Below are 17571 nucleotides of genomic sequence, written 5' to 3'. Positions count from 1 at the left end.
TTTACCCTATTTTAATTCTAATTCAATTTTCTTTTCTAACAGTGCGGTAGAGGTAATAAATGGATCATATCTGCCCTCAACATCGCTTCTATAGTATCCATTATCAACCTTTTCAGTATAAATATTACCTTTAAAAAAACGATGCAATACCTTACTATTTAATTCAATTTTTGCATTCCCATTATCTAAAATAACTTTTTCAATCTCAACGAATGATTTATGTCCGTTTTCGCCCAGATCTATTCTAAATTTTAAAGGTATGGTGTTTAATAGAAATGGTATTTCCTGAAAATCTTGAGATTTGTTAACAGAGGTTGAGATTCGTTTGTTTTCCGTATAGCCTTTATTTTTTTCATCTGTATAAAAAACTTGAAATTTGTCGTCCTCTAACACTTTTGCTATTAAAGTAATTTTAAAATAATCCTTACCAACGTTCTTGTTCCTACTATTGCATGAAAAAAGGATGAGAACCATCATTATAGTAAAAAAAACATTTTTAAGGTTTATACTAATTTTAGACATTTTTTAAACCTTTTTTCCAACAATGGATTTCCATAAATCGATTTATTTTAGAGACATCTAATACACTGAAAACAGGTCTTTTAGCAGCTGTTGGATACGCTTTTGATGAAATAGGATTTACTTTTACATTGATTCCTTTGATTTCAAAAATGGCCTTGGCAAAATCGCACCAACTAATTGCTCCTTCATTACTATAATGATAGATTCCATAATTGGTTGCTTTTAAACTGATAATTTTCAGTATTGCATCAGCTAGATCACCCGCATAAGTGGGTGATCCTATCTGGTCATCTACTACATTGATCTCTTCTCTTTCTGCGCCCAACCGCAACATTGTTTTCACAAAATTATGTCCGTATTCAGAATATACCCAAGAGGTACGTATGATAAAATAATTTTCTAATATCTCCTGAACGTTTTGTTCCCCTTTTAATTTGGATGCCCCATATACATTTATGGGGTTAGGAATACTTTCTTCGGTATAAGGGGTTGTTTTAGAACCGTCGAATACAAAATCGGTAGAGATTTGTATTAAGATAGTATTTTGAACCTTGCAGGCTTCCGCCAAAAACTTTACCGCTTCGGCATTCACCAAAAAAGCATTTTCTTGATCTGTTTCTGCTTGGTCCACAGCAGTATAAGCTGCGCAATTAATACAATAATCAAATTTTTCGCGTGCAAATAGGCTATCTATCTGGTCTTTTCTAGTGATATTAAGGTCCTTAGAAGTTTTAAAATGGAAGTCATAGTCCTGGTAGTGTTCTGCAATATCTTGGAAACACCTTCCCAACTGTCCATTTGCTCCAGTTATAATTATCTTTAACCTTTTGGTTTTTAAATCTCCCATAGCAATCTTGCATTTTCTAAACTAGGGAGTTCTAAATCCTTATCGGATATTTTAATTTCATCAAGTGGTATTTGCCAATCTATATCCAAGCCTGGATCATTGTAGATAACACCTCCTTCGGAAGCCTTGTTATAAAAATTATCACATTTATAAAAGAATTCAGCGGTCTCACTTAAAACAGAAAATCCATGTCCAAATCCTCTTGGTATAAAGACCTGTTTATTATTTTCAGCAGACAATTCTATAGCAATATGCTGTCCGAAGGTTAGTGAATCCTGTCTTAGGTCAACGGCAACATCCAATACCGTTCCTTTAAGGACACGTACCAATTTGGCTTGGGCATACTTCCCAGTCTGATAGTGTATTGCTCTTACGACTCCCCTGTTGGAGTAAGATTGATTATCCTGAACAAAATTCACTTCTTTTCCTAGAGCGTCATTGAGATTTTTGGCGTTAAAACTTTCAAAAAAATATCCCCTATCATCCCTAAATACAGCTGGTTCTATAACAAAACAGCCTTTAAGTTTAGTCTCTGTAACTTTCATTAATTGTTGTTCAATATTCCCAATAAATTTTTCCCGTATCCACTTTTCATAAGGGGTTCTGCTAGCGCTTTAAACTGTAGCTTGTTGATGTACCCCATTTCATATGCTGCGGCCTCTATGGCTCCTATTTTAAGTCCCTGACGCTCTTCTATGACCTCTACAAACTGGGAGGCCTGCATTAGAGATGCAAAGGTGCCTGTATCTAACCAAGCCGTTCCTCGGTCTAAAATGCTTACGCTTAATTTATTGCGTTCTAAATATACCTTGTTGACATCGGTAATTTCCAATTCTCCCCTATGGCTTGGGGCTATATTTTTAGCGATCTCCACTACTTCATTATCGTAAAAGTAGATACCTGGGACGGCGTAATTGGACTTAGGAGTTTCGGGTTTTTCTTCAATACTTATTGCCTTTCCTTCCGTATTAAATTCCACTACTCCATAACGCTCTGGGTCATGCACACGGTAGGCATAAATAATTCCACCTTCCGGATCGTTATTGGCCTGTAATAATTTTGCCAATCCGGAGCCATAAAAAATATTATCCCCCAATATCAGCGCTACTTTATCTTTTCCAATAAATTCTTCTCCAATAATAAATGCTTCTGCCAGTCCATTTGGTTCTGCTTGAACCGCATATTGAAAGGAACATCCGTATTTTTTGCCATCTCCTAAGAGTTCCTTAAACAACGGTAGGTCTTTAGGTGTGGAAATTATCAATATCTCTCTAATACCCGCATACATCAAAGTAGATAACGGATAATAGATCATTGGTTTATCATATATAGGCATCAATTGTTTGCTTACACTTAAGGTAAGTGGATGTAATCGGGTTCCTGAGCCTCCTGCGAGAATGATTCCTTTCATGTTGTATTTTTACTGGTATTGTTTCTTATAATAGGTTTGATATGCTCCAGAGGTAACACGTGCTAACCACGCCTCATTGGCCAAATACCAGTCGATTGTTTTTGCCAAACCTTCTTCAAAGGTAACGGAGGGTTCCCAACCCAGTTCCTGGTTTATTTTGGAGGCATCAATGGCATAACGCAGGTCGTGCCCCGGTCTGTCCTTTACGTAGGTGATCAGTTTTTCGCTATCCCCGGATGGCCTTCCCAGTTTATCATCCATTTGTTGGCACAGCAATTTTACCAAATCGATGTTTTTCCATTCATTAAAACCGCCAATGTTATAGGTTTCGGTGTTTTGTCCCTTATGATATACTAGGTCTATTGCCCTGGCATGATCTTCTACATAAAGCCAATCTCTAGTGTAATTCCCGTCTCCATACACCGGTAGGGGCTGATTTTGGATAATATTATTTATAAATAAGGGAATTAACTTCTCCGGAAAATGATGGGGGCCGTAATTGTTAGAACAATTACTGATTACATAAGGCAAACCATAGGTTTCGCCATAAGCCCTAACAAAATGATCGGAACTGGCCTTGGAGGCAGAATAAGGAGAGTTTGGGTCGTAGGAAGTAGTTTCTGTAAACAACCCAGTCTTCCCCAAAGAACCATATACTTCATCAGTACTTACGTGATAAAACCGCTTTCCAGCAAAATTATCACTCCAAATAGATTTGAAGGAGTTCAACAAATTTACGGTTCCCATTACATTGGTTTTTACAAAAGCCAAAGGATCGGTAATAGATCGATCTACATGAGATTCCGCCGCCAAATGGATAACACCGTCAAACTTATACTTCAAAAAAAGGGATTCTATTACATCGGCATCCGTAATATCTCCTTTGATAAAGGTATAATTTGAAGCCGATTCCACATCTGTTAAATTCTCTAGATTTCCGGCATATGTCAAGGCGTCCAAATTGTAAATATGATAATTTGGATACGAATTCACTAACCTTCTAACCAAATGGGAACCTATAAATCCAGCCCCACCGGTAACTAATATGTTCATAATTATTTTTTTTTATATTTCTTTAAATAGCTGTTTAATTCCAATAGGCTTAAAACAACTAAAGTAATCCCAACAAACCCAAGTGGAATCCAAAATTTGTTGCTGTTTAAAACTCCTTTTACTTCTACCCCGCTCCGTGGAAAGGCAGAGATAACGTTTAGGATACTAGATTTGTTGGCGCGCTCCTCGTTCAATAAAACCAAATTCTCTTTTAGTCGCTCTACTTGGGTGATCAAGGCCAGTTCCTTATTTTCTTTTCCTTCGCCCTGACCAAGGTTAATGTTTGTCCCCTGCATAGGTTTCTCGGCCTCTTTTACCATTACCCTTTTGTAGAGCTGTTGTAGGGAGTCTACTTCCATTAATTGCTTCTTGTAAAGGCTGTCCTGTAAATTTATATTTTGGTCGCTAATATTCTGCTGCAACTGAAAATATTCATTTCTGGATATAGAGCCGATAATGGAAGGCTGTAATTTTTTTGCTATAGAACTGTTGGAGGCTATAACGGATATGGTGTGGAACCGAGCATCCAAAGAATTAAAATTCTTCAGAAAGTTCTGCATATCTATGGCCTTTTTTGTTGTAGAATCCAAGCTACGTACAAATTTGTCGAATAACTGCACCTTTTGGTTTTCGTCTGAATAGGATTCAACTTGAAATTCCTTTATAAAGGAAGCCTCCTTAACGGATATATCCAATGCTTCTGACAATGCAAGTGAATCTTGGGCTTCTGCCAATTCATGGTAGAAATTAATATTATTGTACAATTGCTGAACACTATTAAAATTGGGCTCCACAACCATTGTAGAAAGATACCTAGGTTCCTTGGTCATGTCTAAATAGATACCTAAGGCCAAACCAATAATCCCCGTAATCACAAACTTTAGAAAATGCCTTTGTAAAAAAAGCAGGAATAAGATAATGACATGAAATATACCTTTAAAAATATCTCCTATAAAACGAAAGAATTTTTTAAATCCGTTCCCTAGTATTTGGAACAGCTGCCCTAAATCAATCTCCTCCGAGGGCGAATTGTTGGGGGTTTGTGACTTATTGGCCATATCAACTTAGGAATTAAATATTTGTGTTAAAATCTTGTCGGTAATCAGGTAAGTGGGTTTTACCCCTGTGGTCCCCAAACCACCGGATGCCAAAGTGCTTCCTGTTTCCAGTGGGTTGTCCGAAGCGTAATAGGCATACCTCACTTTTACATCTTCCCGAATACTGTTTCTTATCTTGGAGGCCGATTGTATAGCCTTTTGGTAATGGACTCCTTCCATTTCTAACCCAATTACATTCCAGGTAGATTGATGGAAGAACTTTAAGATGTCCTTGTTTTGCAAGGAAGTTCCCAACACGGTAATCATAGCGCCCTGAAGTACGTTTAACCCGTTTCCTTCAAAGTCGGACTTGCTTAATTCGTTTTTAAATGGATAGTTGTCCGCACTCCCTTCAAAAATATGAGCATCCGGAATCATAATATCCCCTTTTCCGCCCTCCAGAATACCTGCTTTACCCATAATAGATATGGAAGCGACATTTAAAAATACCTCTTGGTTTTTCTTTACCCTATAGGGTTTTAGAAATTCGTCTATGGTTTCATAGGCCTGCTCTCCAAAGGCGTAATCCATTACAAAGATAATAGGTTTTTCGCTTTCTGGGGTACTTGGTGACAATTCATAACCGCAGGCGTCGTTGTCCAATTTTGCAAGATCAAAGATTTGAACATCAATATTGGTTCCAGAGACATCGTCTATAGCGATCATTCCGTTCTTTTTTGCCAAAGTGACCACTTGGTCTCTTAATTTTGAATTTTCTGGCTTGCTTAAAGCCTCGAATATGGATAATTTTTCGGTGTTTTTGAATTCCTTGGAAAGTGCTTTTTTAGCAAATAAAGAATTCATGACACTATGCATATTAGCACTTATAATATGGATTGGTCGCTCTAACAAATTGTTTTTTCGTAATTTATCCTTGATAGTGTTTGCCCAGCGCTCCCCATGGATATGATGTCCCAAACGCTCCCGCAACATAGGGCTAAAGGTAATGGCACGTTTATTCCCGGTTGTTTCCTCTTCTATGGCCAGTTTGCCCAGCCAATAAATTATCTTTAAGAAGCGTTCTGGTTCGGTATCGGTAGACAACATTTTATGTACAGCCAGAATTTCTATAAATGGCCTTCCCAAAATATTAGCCACATGAATTAAGGCTACTTCGCGTTCCTTTTGACTAAGTTCAGCCTGTTGTGCTGCTTGCTCCAATTTTATCCAATCCCTTATGGTTGTGTCGGTATCTTCAACTAGGACCCGTTTACTTATTTTTTCCGATTCGATAAAAAGAAAGGTAAGGTGAGTAAGGATATCATAGATGTCCGATCTCCCTCTTGTAATCTCAATATTCATCTGTTCATCGTCTATCCTGTAGCAATTTCTACGTCTTTTAGGAGGAATAATAGGCTGAAATTGAGAGCTGGAATAGCCTTCGTCCGAAGTGAGATTTATATACCTGCATTGCTCTATGCCCTCGGGCAACCGTTCCAATACATAAATAAGTCCATTTAATTCTGCTTTTTCTTCGGCTAAGGAGCCGTATATCTCCGGTCTTAACTGTAAAAGGGATTGTCTAAGGGCGGCACCCGAAACTCCCAATGGTTTATAAAAACCTCGGTTGAACAAATGGCGCATGGTAATGTACAAACGCTCAATAGCATTTGTAGATTCTTGAGCTCTAGTTGTATTGGTGGAATTGCTCATAATTAGATTTCGTATAAAACTACAATTTTAATTGATACTTAGTTCTTTAGGCTATTTTTCACCACTCTAAAAATCAGAATGGACTTGCCATAATTTGTATAAAGTACAGTCTATTTGGATGGGGGTAATTGAGCGTACTAGATTTTTGTTTTTTCACATAACTCCTTGAGCTTTTAGCGTGTTGCTATACCGTATTCTATACACAACATTATAAAATTACACCATAAATGCTCTCAATGCCTCCGCAACCTTACGGTCGTTGGATAAACGCTGTACCTTATTCTGTCCGCCTAATTTTCCGATGGACTTCATATACTCCTGAAATCCGTCTTTTTTTATATGGGTGATCTTAAGAGGCTGCAAGATTTTGCCTTTCAACAGATCTAAATAATAGGCGTTCTGTTGTTGTAGTGCGGTATCTAAAATATGGATGAATTTATGTAGATCGGTAGGTGCCTTCTCAAATTCAATCAGCCATTCGTGATAGGGAAGTTCTTCGCCTTCAGGATTGATTTGAGGGGCAACGCTAAATTCGTTTATTCTAGCATCGGTCGCTTCAATAGCCTGTTTCATGGCTTCTTCTACTTCCTTGCCAATAACGTGTTCCCCAAAGGCAGAAATAAAATGCGATATTCTACCAGATACTATTATTTTGTAGGGTTTTAAAGAAATAAATTGAACGGTATCTCCAAGATTATACGCCCAGAGTCCGGCATTGGTGGAAATGATCATCACGTAGTTGATTCCAATCTCCACGTCCTTAATGGTGATTCGCTTTGGGTTGTCTACAAAAAACGCATCGGATTTAACAAACTCATAAAAGATTCCTGAATTCAATAACAGCAACATTCCCTTTTCTGTTTGTGAATCCTGATAGGCAAAAAATCCCTCGCTGGCAGGAAATAACTCTATACTAGCCACCCTACGACCGATTAAGTTCTCAAACTTAGCGCGATAAGGTTCGTAATTGACTCCACCATAAATAAATAATTCAAAGTTTTTGAATAGCTCACCAATTTTCTTCCCTGTAGTAACATTCAATTTTTCAAAATACATTTGTACCCAAGAAGGGATTCCGGCGATGACGGTCATGTTTTCGTTTACGGTCTCTTTTACAATTTCATTGACCTTGGTATCCCAATCCTCCAAACAATTGGTTTCCCAGCTAGGGAGTCGGTTTTTTTGCAGGTAATTGGGCACGTAATGGGCAGATATTCCGGAGAGCCTTCCGATTTGGATCCCATTTTTTTCTTTCATTATTGGACTTCCCTGTAGAAAGATCATTCTTCCATCCACGAAATCGGCTTTTCCTGTTTCGTGAATATAAGTGAGGATAGCATTTCTGGAGGCTTCTACTTGGTATTTAATAGACTCTTTGGTAATGGGAATAAATTTAGCTCCAGAGGTTGTACCCGATGTTTTGGCAAAATAAGCCGGTTTTCCAGGCCATAATATATCGCGTTCCCCAGCAACTACTCTTTCTATATAGCCTTTTCCTTCTTCGTAATCCCTAATGGGAACATTTTTCACAAAATCGGCATGGGATTGTATTTGGGGAAAATTATGGTCCTTCCCAAAGACCGTGTTTTTCGCCTCTGATATTAAAGAATTAAATACGTTTTCCTGAGTTGTTACGGGCTGCTGTACCCATTTTTTAGTTTTTTTTACAACATTCCTGGCGAAAATTCTGGCAGCTAACGATTTTAGGCTCATTTTTTATTATTTAAAATCTATAAAATCCAATGGATTAATAGCACTTCCGTTACTCCAAAGTTCAAAATGAAGATGCGGCCCTGTAGATAGTTCCCCCGTATTTCCTACCGAGGCAACCACTTCCCCAGCACGGACTATATCGCCCTGTCCCTTGTTCAGGGAGCCGTTATGCTTGTATACGCTTAGGAGTCCGTCTGTGTGCTCCAATATAATTACATATCCGGTTTCGGCGGTCCATTCTGCAAATATTACGGTACCGTTGGCGACAGCCTTTATAGGGCTATCCTTTGGTGCTACTACATCTACTGCGTAGTGCTTGGACTCCGTATCAAAACCTTGGGATATAATGCCGCTTAGAGGCGTAAATAATACCCTGCCCGTACTATTGATGTTTCTTTCAAACAAATTGTATTTATCTTCCAAAGCCACTTGAGCCCTTAAAATAGAATCTTCTTTTATAGGATTTAGATCAATGGTAGAAGGGTCAATTGTATATTGTTCAAATAGGGAATCTCTATTAATTTCATTATTTTCAATATCCCCTTTTAATACTTTTCGGATATTATCTAAATATCGATTGGTATAATTTAGGGCAACAACTAGGGAGTCAGTTTTATAAGTGAGTTCCGTAGCCTGTCGTTTTAGCTTAGTGGAAGAGTATCCAGGGATATATTCCCGGAGTGGGGTAAAGGCGATTAGTAGAATGGTAAAACCGATTAGACCAATGATAAATAGGGAACCAGTAACAAAGACGTTCATTCTGCTGAGTTTGAACGAAATCTTCTCTTCAAAAGTACTTTCGTTAAGGATGACCAAACGGTACTTGTGTAAAAGCTTTTGCTTTATTTCCTTTCTCTTTTTTTGTTTTTTGGCCATAATAAACAAAGATAAGGTTACAATTTAACTTTAATTATTTTTAGCGTTAATTTTGATTTAGAATCTTTACTTTTTTATAAAAGTATCCTTTAACAAATTATATTCTTGTTTAGAGGAATTAAATTTTACTTTAGCCATTAAAATTAACAAGGTACTAACATCTTTTTTAGTACCTTTGTTTCTCATAAATCATCGTACTATGATAACTTTAAACATATTTTTAGCAATCGGCGCACCTCAAATCATCTTGGTTGTGGTGGTTATTTTACTACTATTTGGAGGAAAGAAGATACCAGAATTAATGCGTGGATTGGGTAGTGGCATTAAGGAATTTAAGGATGCTTCCAAGGAGGACGAAAAGTTGGAAGATAAGTTGGGAGAGAAAAAAGAAAACTAAAAATATATTTCATATTAGTAAAAAACACCTGCAGCTGTAGGTGTTTTTTACTTTATATCCTAAAGGACCTTCCTCTAACCCCTCCCAATAGAGAGGCACTACATATTTTCAAATCAATTCCCTCCGATTTAGGATAATACTCAATTGATTTACAGCTGACTACAGAGTAATATACCAATTAATATATTTTAATTGAAGCGGACTCTGGAGTAAGAAAATTTTAAATTTCCTTTGAGTGATTTTGACGCTAATTCAATTGATTGCCGCTGTTAGATGGGGAATTAATATTGAGTTTTTATACAGGGCGCGTCCACTTTTCCAGAATTACTTTCTATGGGTTTACTTATAATGCCCTCTAAATACACCCTACACCATTCAAAATAGGGGATTCACAACAAATAATTTTTAGATAGCACTAAGCGATCTAGTTTAGCGTTAGAAATACATTGCTGTATTTGTGCACCTATTGAGGCACCCATAATTCAAATTTTGCGAGGACTAATTATTTTGATACATGCAACCTATTGGGTTGCAACCTACATTTAAAAGCATGAAAAAAGTATTTGCCCTTATCATTTTCCTTGTGATGACTGGATTCTACGGTCAGAATAAAAACGATGACTTTTCTAAGGGGTCAGGGCTGGCCGCAAATACATTTCCCATTTCTCCGAAGCAGATTACAGAATCCATTTCAGCCCACGAAGATGGGGAGTACGGCATGGAAACTGCCTTTAGGGAAAATGCTATAAATATTAAACAATTTGAAAACCAGTTTAACAATACACCGGGATTTTATATTATTTCCAATGTGTTCAAGAGCGAAGCTTATTTGATTGAAAACCTTGAAAATCTTCAGAAGAAAGGATTTGATGCAGGATTTTTATTTAATCCTGAAGATCAGTTGAACTATTTATATCTACAAAGATTTGAAACTTGGCAAGAAGCCTTGCAGGCTTGTAAAACCAAGTTAAATGGCTCCTATACTAAGGAGGTTTGGGTTATGATAGCTCCAAATGGGGTAGACCAAGAGGAACCCACATCACTTGTTTTAAATGAAAATATTGAGAAAAGATCGGAATCTAAAGAGGATATTTCCTTGGAAATGGTTAGTTATGAGATGTTGACTACCCTCGCCGAGAAAGAAGATCCTCTTAGGGCAGGTAGGCCTACCAATGGAAATTCATGGATAAAAAAGGCGAATGAATACTTTGATAAAATGTGGTATGCAGAAGCGGCTTCGTTCTATGAAAAAGCATTGGAAAAAAACCCTGGGAATTACAGTTTAGAAATACTCCAAAAAGCAGGGGATTCGCATTACTTCAACACTAATATGGAGCGTGCTTATTTTTGGTATGATAAAATGTACGATAAGTATAAGGAGGATATAAACCCCAATTATCTTTTTAGATACGCACATACTTTAAAAGGGTCAGGTAAATACGGTCGGGCTAAACGAATGATGCGGCTTTATAATAGGAAGGCAAAAGGGGCTGATATTGAGCAAAACCAAGATGAAGATTATTTTGAGGCTGATGCAAATGAAGTGGTATTGGACAATATTCTTAGTACAACACATGAGTCGAGCTTGAAAAACTTGTCTGTAAATTCTAAATATTCAGAATTTGCACCAATGTTCTACAGTGACAATGAAATGGTCTTTTCGTCTTCTAGAGACTCATCTTTTTTTAATACTAGACGGTATAAGTGGAACGATCAACCCTTTTTGGATTTATATGTTGCCAAGATCAATGAGGAGTCACTGGAAGTGAAAGATGCCATTAAATTTTCTAAAAGAATAAATACAAAATATCATGAGGCGGCGGTTACTTTTTCTGCAGATAATGCTACCATGTATTTTACACGTAATAACTATGTAAAGAAATTGGGTAAGGATAAAAATGGTATGAGCCATTTAAAGATTTATGTTTCTAAAAAGGTAGACGGCGAATGGACGGAGGCAAAGGAATTACCATTTAATAGCGATTCGTATTCCACAGGCCATCCGGCCCTGAGTCCCGATGGGAAAAAGCTATATTTTGTTTCAGATATGCCTGGGAGTATTGGGGAGACCGATATTTTTGTGGTTGATGTTCTGGGAGAAGATCAATTTTCCGAGCCCAAAAACCTGGGACCAAAGGTCAATTCTGAACGTAAGGAAATGTTCCCCTTTGTCACCAATAAAAAGTTATACTTTTCCTCTAACGGGAGAATTGGACTTGGCGGATTGGATATCTATGAAGCGGTATTAGGCGAGGACGGCGGATTTTTGGAGGCCATAAATCTTGGGTTGCCCATAAACAGTAAAAATGACGATTTCTCTTATATTGTAAACGAGGATAACAATAAGGGATTTTTTGCCTCTAACAGAACTGGTGGTAAAGGGGACGACGATCTTTACAGTTTTGAACGGATGATACCGGAGGAGGTAGTAAAGAACGCTATAGCCGGAACCGTGGTAGAACTTATTACGGGGGCGGTAATGCCTAACGCGCTAGTGACCTTATTGGATGATAACAACATTAAATTGAAGGAAATAGTAACGGACGATGATGGGTCCTTCGTTTTTGAGGATTTGGATTCGAACACGAAATATTCGGTTCAAATTTCTAACACCGAATTTTTTGATAATGTGATACTTGCTGAGACTAAGAAAAATGAAGTGGTAGCTATGGAGTTTCAGATGAAAAAATTGAAGGAAATGATCATTTTAGAAGACGGAATTAGAAAGCTTAAAACTGATATGATTTTCTTCGATTTTGACAAATCCTATATAAGAAAGGATGCGGCTGTGGAGTTGGATAAATTGGTAGAAGTTATGAGCCAAAACAAGGACATGGTTATTAAGATCGAATCCCATACAGATTCAAGGGGTCCTGCGGTATATAATAAGTACCTATCGGATAAAAGAGCAAAGTCTAGCCGAAACTATTTAATCTCCAAGGGAATTTCTAAAGACCGAATAGAGAGTGCCATTGGGTATGGGGAAGAGCAATTGCTAAACGAATGTAAAGATGGAATTCGCTGTAATAGACAAAAGCATGAACTCAATAGAAGGTCCGAATTCATTATTGTGAAAATGTAAGCTCATAAAATTTTATCTGCAGACAACAAAGCCCGCTTTCTTTATTGGAGTTGGGCTTCTGCATTTATTATAAATCCACCTAGTTCCTACGGACATCTAGAGTTTTCTTAGTTACTGCTTTATTCATAAACTTATCTATTGCTTTTTAAAGGTATTCATGAATGCTATGCATTTCATCCATGGAGATAATGCCAAATCAGACAAAATTTGGTAGGCAATCTTTTTGCTTTGCCAATGTTGTGGTGGACAAGTAAGTTGAGATTGGTTAAGAGCGACTAAGGCATTGGTGTTACTTAACGAATATATTTACCGATTGACGAGCAATTATAATTTGAAAATTTATTTAACCGTTTTATGCCGCGCTTTATCCAAAAAGTTTTAGATAGTGCCCTACTTTTTTCAAATTTGTGTACTTGTTAATATTTAAGTCTGCTATATGAAAAAAGTGATACTCTTGAAAGAAATCTATTTAGAAGCATTTAGAAACCTAGGGCACATCATATTAAAGAGATACTTTAAGGCCTTCTCGGTTTTTTGCTTTTTTCTATTGGTGGTGGTTATTTATGCATTTATATTCAGGGTGTCTACTGGATTCACCTTTTAATACTTTTTTTTAACAACGGAAAATATTTAAATAATTTTGTCGCTGTGTCTTCCCAATTTCTTGTGGAAGGTATTTTTAAGAATTAAAAGTACATGAAGAGCAAAAAAATACCTAGGTACACTCTTATAACTTGTGTTTTGAGTGAATTACATTCTCTTTATAGTCTGTGGTAAGTGTCCAAGGAGCCTTAAAATGAAAAATGACGCACTTTAGGGCGTCATTTTTATCTTTTCATAGGGAGCTTACTTTTGTTTATCGCTGAACTGTACGGTCTTTAAAATAGCTTCCAATTCAAACATATAGTCCCTTTTTTCGGTGGCTGGGGCAAAAACAAATCCTTCGATCACCACCTTTCTGTCGTTCTTATCGTCATTGATAATATAGGTGAGGAAGGGGCCGGCCATAGGGTAGTTGTTTATTTCCCAAATTCCTCTTACCTCAGCGGCTTTTCTGCCTGAAATTTCCGCAGGAAAAACATAAGGGGAAAATGCCTTTTCTGTTATCATATAGGTGATCTTTCCGGGAACATCCGGTCCGGGAATGTATAGTTTTCCAATAGAATCTCGCATTTTTACAATGTCGGTAACCAGGGTAGAATCGCTTTTAAAATAATTCCCAGGAACTTCATAGGCAATTATATTCATAGTTCCTTTTTGAATCTGTCTATCGATCCAAATAAAGTTGTTCTCCTCTTTCCCAACTTTGTAAATGGAGGGTAGAGAAAGGGTTATCCCTAACTTTTCCTCCAGAACTTTATCCTTGTTCAAGGATTTTAGGAAACGCTTTTGGGCCTCCTCGATTTCTAAATCCTTAAACGCTTTAATCATTTCATCGGCCTTAGCATCTAGATTTTTTATTATTTCCTCTTCTGTGGTGCCTTTAATTACCCCTATTTTCTGTGGAGTAGCGTACATGTCTGTTTTTATATGCCCCAAGCTTAAGGTGTCTATTGCAATAAATAGTACTGATCTTGTATTTAGAAGGGAGCCTGAAAATACTTTTGCGGGCATTTGGTTAATGGTGAAAAGTGGCTCTTCCCAAGAAAGTCCCAGTACAGGGGCCGCAAAATGCTGCCTTACCCGGTCTCCTACCGCTCCTTCCCATAGCTGATTGTCTATCACTATGGCTACAGAATTAATAGCGCCAATAGACTCTGGTAAATAGGTTTTTTTTGGCGTGGAATTGCAGGAAATCAACAAGAGAAATGTCGACAAAAAAAGAAGCCCAATTTTTTTCATAGAAATATAATTTTACGATGAACAGTCGCACAATTTTAGTTTTGTGCCCGGTTTTATATCGTTACCACTAATACCGTTCCACTTTCGTAAATTATCGATACTAATTCCTGGATATTTTTTGGAGATGGTCCAAAGGGAGTCTCCACTCTTAACAGTATGCACTTTAGAACCACTGTTAGTACTCCTGTTTGTGGTACTACTGCTTACTGCAGCTGGAAGTTTTCTTGGGTAAATAGTTAACCGTTGGCCAATTCTTAGATTATTGCTCCTTAAACCGTTCCAACTTTTTATCTGACTAACCCCAACTCCATATCTTTCAGCTATCTTGCCTAGAAAATCGCCGCTTTTCACCTTATATCTAATTTGGTCTTGCGATTGCACAACTTGTGGCAGTGGCTTTTCCTCGGATTTCAGCTCGTTCTTCACATGTGCGTAAATAGCGTCTTCATTGTTGACAAATTTGCCCAAGGCATCAATGGGGAGACGAAGGGTATAATTTTTATTCTTTACAAACGGAATAATGTTTAATTTATAGGTGGGATTTAAGACCTGAAGTTCTTCCACGCTAATATCTACCAATTCTGAAATTTGGTCGAAAGTGATCATACTTTTTACATGTACCGTATCTGTCTCAAAATAGGGTCGGTCTACTAGCTGTTGTTCAAATCCATGCTCTTTGGCATACTCAAAAATATACATGGTTGCCAAAAAAGCAGGAACGTATCCAGCGGTTTCACGTGGAAGATTCCTCCTGATATTCCAATAATTCTTATATCCTCCAGAGCGTCTAATGGCTTTGTTTACATTTCCTGGCCCCGAATTGTAAGCGGCGAGGGCTAAATCCCAATCATCAAAAATAGTGTGTAACTTTTTTAAATACTTACTTGCTGCCTTGGTAGAGTTTATGGGGTCGCTTCTTTCGTCCACATAACTATTTACATCCAGATCGTACATTTTCCCCGTACCGTACATAAATTGCCATAAACCAGTTGCACCCACCCTAGATCGTGCCCGAGGGTTTAAGGCCGATTCCACAATGGCTAGATATTTTAGTTCTAAAGGAACGTTCTGATTGTCCAATTCCTGTTCAAACAAAGGGAAGTAAAACTGACTAACGGTCAACATTCTGCTCATTAGGCCCCTTCTTCTGGTAAGGAAAGAATTGATCACATTTTCCAAGGAAGGGTTATAAGTGATATTAAAAGGCGTTTTCTGATTTAGTATTTCCAACCTTGCCTTTAAAGTATCGGTGCTTACACTTAAATGGTACACCGTATCTATTTCCATAGTGGCAATATCATCATAGATAGAATCGAATAGTGTAGAACTATCATAGAGTTCTTTTAACCAAAGGCTATCGTACCTAGCGGCTTCCTTCCGATCTTGTAAAGCATATTTTTTCTGACCTTTTAACAAGACCAATGGATTATCCTTAAATTGTTCCATAGACTCCATATTTTCCATCTGCTCCACACCCTCCATATCCATAGCGGTGGTATCTATAACAGTTTTTGCTGCCTTTTTGGGGTTCAACTTGCTGATAGGGATGGAATCGGTTTCTTGAGCCGTAAGAGTGGTCATAGAGACTACCCCTAATACGCTTAATAGGAAATTTTTAGTCACATTCATTGGGTTTCTTTTTTTTATGGGGACTTATTAAAAATATGCTTTTTTGACTAACCCTAAACTGTAATTTAAAGTTAGACAAAAAAGCAGTCCTCTAAAGATTTAGAACGATGTAATTATTCCAATATTGCAGCGATCCCTGGAAGGTCTTTTCCTTCCAAGCTTTCTAACATTGCCCCACCACCGGTAGATACATAACTCACCTTGTCCTCAAAGCCAAATTGTTTTACCGCAGCAACTGAGTCGCCACCCCCAACAAGGGAAAAAGCTCCATTTTTGGTAGCTTCGGCTATATAATTGCCCACGGCAATAGTGCCATTGGCAAAGGGTTCCATTTCAAAAACCCCTACAGGGCCGTTCCATAATATAGTTTTAGAATTCAGAATTACTTTCTTAAAATTCTCTAAGGTTTTTGGTCCGGCATCCAATCCTTGCCATCCTTCTGGGATCTCATCGGAATTTACTACCTTGGTATTGGCATCTTTACTAAAATCATCTGCTGCCAGTACGTCTACGGGAATATGTACTTCTACCCCTTTTTTCTTGGCCTCTGCAAGAATTTCTAATGCTAGTTCCATTTTATCATCCTCACAAATAGAATCTCCCACTTTTCCGCCTTTTGCCTTCACAAAGGTATAAGTCATTCCGCCGCCAATGATCAGGTGGTCTACTTTATCTAGGATATTCTCTATGATCGTAATTTTTGAGGAGACCTTTGCTCCACCAAGAATGGCAGTTATAGGCTTTTCCCCAGTACGCATCACTTTTTCTATGGCTTCTATTTCCTTTGCCAACAAAAATCCGAAACATTTTTGTTCCGGGAAAAATTTGGCTACTATGGTGGTGGAAGCATGCGCCCTATGGGCTGTACCAAATGCATCGTTTACATAAATATCCCCTAATTGCGATAATTGTTTGGCGAAATTTTCATCTCCTTTTTCTTCTTCGGAATGAAATCTAAGATTTTCGAGTAATAAAACCTCACCACTCTTTAGATCAGCCACTGCTTTTTCTGCCTTAGGACCAACACAATCTTCGGAAAATTTTACCGTTACCCCGATTACTTCTGAAACTTTTTTAAGGATATGTTTCAACGAAAGCGCTGAGGTTACCTGTCCATTAGGTCTTCCTAAATGGCTCATGAGTATCGCACTACCACCGTCTTCCAAGATTTTTATAATAGTGGGTTTGGCAGCAACAATCCTATTGTCGTCCGCTACCTTTAAATCAGCATCCAAGGGGACATTGAAATCTACTCTTACTAATGCTTTTTTATGTTTAAAATTGAAATCGTTGATGGTTTTCATATGACTAATGGTTTTATAGAATGGCAAATGTAAAGATTTATAGGATGTTTAAAAGATACTTTCTCAAATAATTAGCTGTAATGCCCAGTAATTATGAGGTCGAAGCTCTTTTAATACATGCTTTTAATTGCTTGGATCCTCTTCT

15 protein-coding genes are annotated in these 17571 nt (G+C 37.6%); 3 read left to right on the top strand and 12 right to left on the bottom strand.

What is annotated here, in order from left to right:
- Window positions 1–6: 6 nt before the first annotated feature.
- The 9 genes from KCTC52924_RS06335 to KCTC52924_RS06295 all read right to left on the bottom strand — a co-directional run bounded on the left by KCTC52924_RS06335 (window position 7) and on the right by KCTC52924_RS06295 (window position 9172).
- A complete protein-coding gene (locus KCTC52924_RS06335; protein ID WP_251807474.1) occupies window positions 7–522 on the bottom strand; it encodes a hypothetical protein in 516 nt (171 codons plus the stop codon).
- Window positions 515–1369: a dTDP-4-dehydrorhamnose reductase gene (gene rfbD, locus KCTC52924_RS06330; RefSeq protein ID WP_251807476.1), complete on the bottom strand. Its 855-nt coding sequence runs from the start codon at window positions 1367–1369 to the stop codon at window positions 515–517. The genes KCTC52924_RS06335 and rfbD overlap by 8 nt, the downstream gene beginning before the upstream one ends.
- Window positions 1357–1914: a dTDP-4-dehydrorhamnose 3,5-epimerase gene (gene rfbC / locus KCTC52924_RS06325; RefSeq protein WP_251807478.1), complete on the bottom strand. Its 558-nt coding sequence runs from the start codon at window positions 1912–1914 to the stop codon at window positions 1357–1359. The genes rfbD and rfbC overlap by 13 nt, the downstream gene beginning before the upstream one ends.
- On the bottom strand, window positions 1914–2780 hold the full coding sequence (gene rfbA, locus KCTC52924_RS06320; protein WP_251807479.1) for a glucose-1-phosphate thymidylyltransferase RfbA: 867 nt from the start codon (window positions 2778–2780) through the stop codon (window positions 1914–1916). The genes rfbC and rfbA overlap by 1 nt, the downstream gene beginning before the upstream one ends.
- Window positions 2781–2789: 9 nt before the next feature.
- The gene (gene rfbB / locus KCTC52924_RS06315; RefSeq protein ID WP_251807482.1) at window positions 2790–3833 is read right to left on the bottom strand and encodes a dTDP-glucose 4,6-dehydratase; all 1044 of its coding nucleotides are present in this window, start codon (window positions 3831–3833) and stop codon (window positions 2790–2792) included.
- A gap of 2 nt (window positions 3834–3835) precedes the next feature.
- Complete coding sequence (locus tag KCTC52924_RS06310; protein WP_251807484.1) at window positions 3836–4891, bottom strand: hypothetical protein; 1056 nt, start codon at window positions 4889–4891, stop codon at window positions 3836–3838.
- A 6-nt stretch (window positions 4892–4897) separates the two neighbouring features.
- Window positions 4898–6583 carry a DUF6909 family protein gene (locus KCTC52924_RS06305; RefSeq protein WP_251807486.1) on the bottom strand — a complete coding sequence of 562 codons (1686 nt, stop codon included), beginning with the start codon at window positions 6581–6583 and terminating at the stop codon, window positions 4898–4900.
- A gap of 216 nt (window positions 6584–6799) precedes the next feature.
- Window positions 6800–8296 carry a GH3 auxin-responsive promoter family protein gene (locus KCTC52924_RS06300; protein WP_251807488.1) on the bottom strand — a complete coding sequence of 499 codons (1497 nt, stop codon included), beginning with the start codon at window positions 8294–8296 and terminating at the stop codon, window positions 6800–6802.
- A 6-nt stretch (window positions 8297–8302) separates the two neighbouring features.
- A complete protein-coding gene (locus KCTC52924_RS06295; protein ID WP_251807490.1) occupies window positions 8303–9172 on the bottom strand; it encodes a M23 family metallopeptidase in 870 nt (289 codons plus the stop codon).
- 199 nt (window positions 9173–9371) lie between these two features.
- Between KCTC52924_RS06295 and tatA the strand changes: the two genes are divergently transcribed.
- From tatA to KCTC52924_RS06280, 3 genes are all read left to right on the top strand, one after another.
- The gene (gene tatA, locus KCTC52924_RS06290; RefSeq protein WP_251807491.1) at window positions 9372–9569 is read left to right on the top strand and encodes a twin-arginine translocase TatA/TatE family subunit; all 198 of its coding nucleotides are present in this window, start codon (window positions 9372–9374) and stop codon (window positions 9567–9569) included.
- A gap of 550 nt (window positions 9570–10119) precedes the next feature.
- The gene (locus tag KCTC52924_RS06285) at window positions 10120–12651 is read left to right on the top strand and encodes an OmpA family protein (protein WP_251807494.1); all 2532 of its coding nucleotides are present in this window, start codon (window positions 10120–10122) and stop codon (window positions 12649–12651) included.
- Between the two features lie 436 nt (window positions 12652–13087).
- Entirely contained in the window at window positions 13088–13255 is a 168-nt protein-coding gene (locus KCTC52924_RS06280; RefSeq protein ID WP_353057487.1) for a DUF6747 family protein, read from the top strand.
- A gap of 242 nt (window positions 13256–13497) precedes the next feature.
- On the opposite strand, the gene KCTC52924_RS06275 is transcribed toward KCTC52924_RS06280, so the two are convergent.
- The 3 genes from KCTC52924_RS06275 to KCTC52924_RS06265 all read right to left on the bottom strand — a co-directional run bounded on the left by KCTC52924_RS06275 (window position 13498) and on the right by KCTC52924_RS06265 (window position 17426).
- Complete coding sequence (locus tag KCTC52924_RS06275) at window positions 13498–14493, bottom strand: DUF4837 family protein (protein WP_251807495.1); 996 nt, start codon at window positions 14491–14493, stop codon at window positions 13498–13500.
- A gap of 12 nt (window positions 14494–14505) precedes the next feature.
- Window positions 14506–16122: a LysM peptidoglycan-binding domain-containing protein gene (locus KCTC52924_RS06270; RefSeq protein WP_251807497.1), complete on the bottom strand. Its 1617-nt coding sequence runs from the start codon at window positions 16120–16122 to the stop codon at window positions 14506–14508.
- Window positions 16123–16235: 113 nt separating this feature from the next.
- A complete protein-coding gene (locus tag KCTC52924_RS06265; RefSeq protein WP_251807498.1) occupies window positions 16236–17426 on the bottom strand; it encodes a phosphoglycerate kinase in 1191 nt (396 codons plus the stop codon).
- Window positions 17427–17571 lie beyond the last annotated feature (145 nt).

The organism is Arenibacter antarcticus (assembly GCF_041320605.1).
Lineage (GTDB): Bacteria > Bacteroidota > Bacteroidia > Flavobacteriales > Flavobacteriaceae > Arenibacter > Arenibacter antarcticus.
The sequence above is the reverse complement of the archived record's forward strand: the minus strand, read 5'-3'. Positions and strand labels throughout refer to the sequence as shown.

Coding starts and splice junctions, on each gene's coding strand:
- KCTC52924_RS06270 (WP_251807497.1), bottom strand. CDS start 16,122: ATGAATGTGACTAAAAATTTCCTATTAAGCGTATTAGGGGTAGTCTCT.
- KCTC52924_RS06265 (WP_251807498.1), bottom strand. CDS start 17,426: ATGAAAACCATCAACGATTTCAATTTTAAACATAAAAAAGCATTAGTA.
- KCTC52924_RS06295 (WP_251807490.1), bottom strand. CDS start 9,172: ATGGCCAAAAAACAAAAAAAGAGAAAGGAAATAAAGCAAAAGCTTTTA.
- KCTC52924_RS06335 (WP_251807474.1), bottom strand. CDS start 522: ATGTCTAAAATTAGTATAAACCTTAAAAATGTTTTTTTTACTATAATG.
- tatA (WP_251807491.1), top strand. CDS start 9,372: ATGATAACTTTAAACATATTTTTAGCAATCGGCGCACCTCAAATCATC.
- rfbC (WP_251807478.1), bottom strand. CDS start 1,914: ATGAAAGTTACAGAGACTAAACTTAAAGGCTGTTTTGTTATAGAACCA.
- KCTC52924_RS06275 (WP_251807495.1), bottom strand. CDS start 14,493: ATGAAAAAAATTGGGCTTCTTTTTTTGTCGACATTTCTCTTGTTGATT.
- rfbA (WP_251807479.1), bottom strand. CDS start 2,780: ATGAAAGGAATCATTCTCGCAGGAGGCTCAGGAACCCGATTACATCCA.
- rfbB (WP_251807482.1), bottom strand. CDS start 3,833: ATGAACATATTAGTTACCGGTGGGGCTGGATTTATAGGTTCCCATTTG.
- KCTC52924_RS06300 (WP_251807488.1), bottom strand. CDS start 8,296: ATGAGCCTAAAATCGTTAGCTGCCAGAATTTTCGCCAGGAATGTTGTA.
- KCTC52924_RS06280 (WP_353057487.1), top strand. CDS start 13,088: ATGAAAAAAGTGATACTCTTGAAAGAAATCTATTTAGAAGCATTTAGA.
- KCTC52924_RS06285 (WP_251807494.1), top strand. CDS start 10,120: ATGAAAAAAGTATTTGCCCTTATCATTTTCCTTGTGATGACTGGATTC.
- KCTC52924_RS06310 (WP_251807484.1), bottom strand. CDS start 4,891: ATGGCCAATAAGTCACAAACCCCCAACAATTCGCCCTCGGAGGAGATT.
- KCTC52924_RS06305 (WP_251807486.1), bottom strand. CDS start 6,583: ATGAGCAATTCCACCAATACAACTAGAGCTCAAGAATCTACAAATGCT.
- rfbD (WP_251807476.1), bottom strand. CDS start 1,369: ATGGGAGATTTAAAAACCAAAAGGTTAAAGATAATTATAACTGGAGCA.